Below are 4,829 nucleotides of genomic sequence, written 5' to 3' on the forward strand. Positions count from 1 at the left end.
TGGCGGCTGGCGGCTGGCGGCTGGCGGCTGGCGGCTGGCGGCTGGCGGCTGGCGGCTGGCGGCGGTACGGCTACCCCAGGCCGAGTTCGCGCCGTAGCCGGCGCTCCAGCGGGGTCAGGGGGATGTCGTCCCGCAGGCGTTCGGGGTGGCCCGGCGGCGGGCCCGTCATACGGCGCGCCGGGTGCCGTACGGCGCGGCGCCGGGGGCGTGGCGGGGACGCCGCGCCGTCGCTCGCGGCGCCGGGCCGATGCACTCCGGATGCCGGCCCCGAATCCGAACCCGGCTGCGGACCCGGCCCCGGCCCCGGCCCCAGGATGACCCGCATCTGATCGTCGGGCATCGCCACCCACAGCGCGCCGTACACGACCAGCACCCGGTACACGGCCAGCGCTCCGCGCACCAGCCCTCGCACGATCCCGCCCTGCGACGTCCCGTCCACGTCCGCGCCCTCCGTACGACCGGCTCCCCGGCGTCCGCCGGCCTGGTCCGCGTACGTTTCCGCGCCGGGCTCGCGCCCCGGTCGACGGGGACTCGACCCGGAGGCCGCCCGACGTCCCTGCACCCCCCTGCACGAACCGGGCTCAGGTGGCGGCTTCAGCGGGCCTTGAGGTCGGCCGAGCAGACTCGTCCGGACACGACCTCGCACCCTCCCGGGCCGGTGACACGTGGCACACAGCCGAGCCGCCGCCCCGAACCACGAACCGACCGAACCCCGAATCGTCCGAACCGAACCGCCGGGGGCCGGGACGGCCCGACCCGCCGGGGGCCGGGACGGCCCGAACGGACCGGTCCGGACCCGACCGGCTTGGGACCGGGCCGGCTCAATGCCTCGGCCCTGGGGCCCACGCAGGTCGGGAGCGGGTTCCGTTCGGCGGGCCGGACGTCGTCGTGGGTGCCGTGCCGCCCTGAGAGGAGTGATTGATGAGCAGCCCGGAGTCCGGTGGCGCGGCGAGGGCCGGATGACGGGCGGGGACGCGGTGTGGTGGACCGGGGGGCTCGACCCGCGGCGGCCCCGCCCCCTGGCCGTGGTGGTCACCGGTGCGCTCGGCCGGCCCGAGCGGCACCTGCCCCTGCTGAAGCGGCTGGTGCGGCGCGGCCACGCCGTGGTCGCCACCTCGCCGCCGACCGCGGCGCACCACTCCGGCCTGCCGCTCTCCCGGCTCATCGACCGCTTCGCCCCGCTAGCCGTCACCGCGCGCACCTGCGTCATCGGCTTCGACCTCGGCGGGATCCCCGCCCTCGCCGCCGCGTCCGGCGACGAGCGGATCCGCGTCACCCAGGTCGTCGGCACTCCCGTGGCCCGGCTGTTCGACGAGCCCGAGCTGCTGCTCTCGCTCCCCACCCCGAACCTGGACGCGCTGGTCCGGGCGACCGGCGCGCCCCGCCGCGAGCTGCTGCCCGAGGCGCTGGGCGGCTTCGCGCTGCGCGCGGAGACGCTGTACCCCCTGCCCGGCCTGGTCCGCGTCGCCTACACCGCCGACGACCCGCTCACCCCGCCCCAGGACCTGGCCCTGCTCAAACTCGCCCTGGCGCGGAGCGAGTTCCGGGCCTTCCCGGGCCGCGGCGACGGCACGGCACCGGCAGGCCGCCCACTGCGGCGCTGGCTGGTCGAGGGAGCCCGTACCGGGCCCCGGCGCGCGCCCCGCTGAGGCCGGCCCCGGTCCGGTGCCGCGGAAGCGGTCCCCGCCCCGCCTTCCCCGAGCCTCGACTCCCGGTCGAGGGCGTCTCCAGCCGGATGGCGCACGGTGCGGGGGACTGTCCTTCGCGACCCCTCCTTATCGCCCTGGGGTGACCATGTACGAACACGACGACATCATCGCCGCCGTCAGCGGCCGGGACACACGGTGGCAGCCCGACCGGCTGACCCGCGTGCGGTCCCGGATCGCCGAGATCGAGGACGGGCTCGGCGATCCGTGGGCCCCCGGCAACCCGATGGGCTTCGACGCGGTGCTCGACGCCGACCGGAAGGAGGAGATCTCCCCGGTCGGCCTGCGGCGCTTCCAGAGCCTCGGCATGCCCGCCGAACTGGTGCCCGAGCGCCTCGGCGGCCGGATGGCCGGCACCGACCTGCTCGGCCTGGTGATGCGGCCCTTCTTCCGGCGCGACCCCGCGCTGGCCTTCAGCCACGGCTTCACCCCGTTCCTCGGCGCCCAGATGGTCTGGCTCAACGGCGACGCCCGCCAGTCCGGCCGGATGGCCGGGGTCGTGCTGCGCGGCGGCACCGTCGGGGTGGCCTGCCAGCGCTTCGAGCACGAGAGCGAGTTCCACGCCCAGGAGTACACCGCCGCCTGGAGCGACGACGGCATGCTGCGGCTCAACGGCCGCAAGAACGCCATCAACAACGCCCACACCGCGGAGCTGATCATCGGCTTCGTCAAGACCGGCGACGGGGAGACCGACTACTCGATCCTGATGTTCGACCCGGCCACCGTGCCGCCCGCCGGGGTGCGCGCGCTCGGCCGGCACCGCACGACCGGGGTGCGCGGACTGCAGGCCGCGGGGCTGGAGTTCGTCGACTGCCCGCTGCCCGGCGAGAGCCTGGTCGGCACCTGGGGTGACGGCGTCGCGCTCAGTCTGCGCGCCTACCCGGCCGTGCACGCCGTCTTCCCGTCGATGGCCATCGGCCTCGCCGACACCGCGCTGCGCTCCGCCGTGCGCGCCGCCCAGGAACGGGAGTTCGGCGGGCCCGCCGGTGACGCCACCGCGCGTTCGGCGATCGCCGGCACCTTCGCCGACCTGCTGATCGCCGACTGCCTGTCGCTGACCGCCGGCCGCTCGGTGCACCTGCTGCCCGACCAGTGCGACGTGCTCACGGCCGTCACCAAGTACATCTCGCCCAAGATCGTCGGCGAGGCGCTGTACGACCTGTCCGCGGTGATGGGGGACGCCTTCCACGCCGAGCGCGGTCACCACGCCGTCTTCCGCAAGCACCTGCGCGACCTGTCCACCATCACCTTCGGCCATGTCAGCAGCGCCATCTGCCAGTCGGTCATCGCGCCCTACCTGCCCGCGCTCGCGGACGGCGCGCCCGAGCCGGAGCCGACCCCGGCCGACCTGTTCCGGCTGGAGGTGCCGCTGCCCGCCATGGACGGGGCCCGGCTGGCCCGGTTCGGGGGCGGGGACGGGCTGCTCGGCTACCTCGACCGGGCGGCGCTGCGGCTGCCCGACGCGCTCACCCTGCACGACGGCGGTGACCTGCTGCGGGAGCTGGTGGCCGGCCTGTGCGCGGAGGCCGCGGAGATCCGCCGGGAGGCCGGCCGGCTCACCGGCTCCGACAACGGGTTCCTCCTGGACACGCACAGCTTCCCGCTCAGCGAGCGGTACGCGCTGCTGCTGGCGGCGTCGGCGTGCGTCGGCGTCTGGCTGAACGCGGGCACGGGACCGGACGCCTTCCTGACCGACCCGGCGTGGCTGGTGCTGGCCCTGCACCGGCTGCTGCGCCGTGTCGGCCGGCCGGTGCCCCCGCTGCCCCGCGCGATCGAGGGGCGGCTGTGCGACGAGGTGCTGGAGCGGGTGCGGGTGCCGCGCGGCCTGGACCTGCTGGGCACGGAGTACGCGGGATGAGCCGGCACGGTGGCCCCCGGCCGCCCCTTCCCACGCCGAGCCGGGTCGCCGGGCCTGCGGGCCCCTGGGCCCGGCTCCTGCACGACCTGGACACCGCGGGCGTCGGGCTGGTGTACGCCTCGCTCGCCGACTGGCGCTCGCTGCTGCCGCCCGAAGAGGAGCGCCGGCCGCTGCTCGGGCGGGACTGGACGCGCTACAGCAGGCTCAAGGGCGACCAGCTGCGCGACCGGTTCCTGACGACCCGGCTGCTGATCCGGCACACCGCGGCGGTGGCGCTGGGCACGGAGCCGACCTCGCTGGAGCTGAGCTACGGGCTCAACGGACGGGTGCGGCTGCGCGGGTACGACCAGATCGACGTGAGCCTGAGCCACACCGGGGACCTGCTGCTGTGCGGGATCACCTCGCTGGGGGTCATCGGGGTCGACACCGAGCCGCTGACCCGGCGGCTGAGCGGGCGGGACGTGGAGACCCTGATGTGCACCGCGCCGGAGCGGCTGCGGCTGGCCGCGGTCCCGGCCGAGGAGCTCAACGGCGCGCTGCTGACCCTGTGGACGCTGAAGGAGGCGTACAGCAAGGCGCTCGGGCAGGGTCTGCGCTTCCCGTTCACCGAGTTCGGCTTCCGTACGCCGACGGGGCCGAACCCGGGCGCGGGGACCGCGGAGGAGGCCGCTGAAACGGTTTTGCTGGAGCGGTCCAACGGCACTCCCGTCGCCGACGACACCTGGCGCTTCGCCACGTTCACCCTGCCCACGGGCCATCTGGCCGCGATCGCCCTGCAGGACACCCGCCGCTCGGACCAGCCGGACACCCGCGCCGGCACGGCCCTCAACCGCCAGATCCTGGCGGCCATCGGCTCCTGGGGCCGCTAGGTCCTGTCGTCGAACTCCCGCCGTCCGCCCGCAGGGCGGGGGAGGCGGGGGTTCGACGACAGGACCTGAGGTCTTCCAACCGGCGCCCCGGCCCCGCGACGCCGCACCGGGCCCCTGTCCGGGGTTCGGGCAGCTCCCGTACGAGGGTGAGGCCCCGGTGTCGGCCCGTCCGGGGAGCGCCCGCCGCGCGGCCCGGGAGCCGGCGGGCCGGGCGGGCGCCGTGGCCGGCCGCGAGGGCGGGTGCCGGACGTGTGCGCCTCGCGGTGCCCGCCCTGCCGGGCGGCGTCCTCGTACCGCTCGTCACCGCCGGTCTTCACGGCGTGCTGCGTGTCCTGGCCGGCCCGGCACTGACCGCCGCCGTCCCCCGGAGCATGCTCCCCCACGGAGCCCCCCGCG

Annotated in this window: 4 protein-coding genes; 3 read left to right on the forward strand and 1 reads right to left on the reverse strand. The window is 76.2% G+C overall.

All coding sequences use genetic code 11. The features are described 5' to 3' along the window. Positions 1 to 70: 70 nt before the first annotated feature. Positions 71 to 439 carry a DUF6059 family protein gene (locus tag AQJ66_RS38355; RefSeq protein ID WP_061924414.1) on the reverse strand — a complete coding sequence of 123 codons (369 nt, stop codon included), beginning with the start codon at positions 437 to 439 and terminating at the stop codon, positions 71 to 73. 475 nt (positions 440 to 914) lie between these two features. Between AQJ66_RS38355 and AQJ66_RS21015 the strand changes: the two genes are divergently transcribed. The 3 genes from AQJ66_RS21015 (at position 915) to AQJ66_RS21025 (ending at position 4,433) form a co-directional block, all read left to right on the forward strand. Continuing rightward, on the forward strand, positions 915 to 1,649 hold the full coding sequence (locus AQJ66_RS21015) for a hypothetical protein (protein ID WP_159052592.1): 735 nt from the start codon (positions 915 to 917) through the stop codon (positions 1,647 to 1,649). Between the two features lie 139 nt (positions 1,650 to 1,788). Beyond that, positions 1,789 to 3,564, forward strand: a complete 1,776-nt coding sequence (locus AQJ66_RS21020) for an acyl-CoA dehydrogenase family protein (RefSeq protein ID WP_061924420.1) — start codon at positions 1,789 to 1,791, stop codon at positions 3,562 to 3,564. After that, on the forward strand, positions 3,561 to 4,433 hold the full coding sequence (locus tag AQJ66_RS21025; protein ID WP_061924422.1) for a 4'-phosphopantetheinyl transferase family protein: 873 nt from the start codon (positions 3,561 to 3,563) through the stop codon (positions 4,431 to 4,433). Before AQJ66_RS21020 ends, AQJ66_RS21025 begins: the two co-directional genes overlap by 4 nt. Positions 4,434 to 4,829 lie beyond the last annotated feature (396 nt).

This window comes from Streptomyces bungoensis (assembly GCF_001514215.1).
GTDB lineage: Bacteria > Actinomycetota > Actinomycetes > Streptomycetales > Streptomycetaceae > Streptomyces > Streptomyces bungoensis.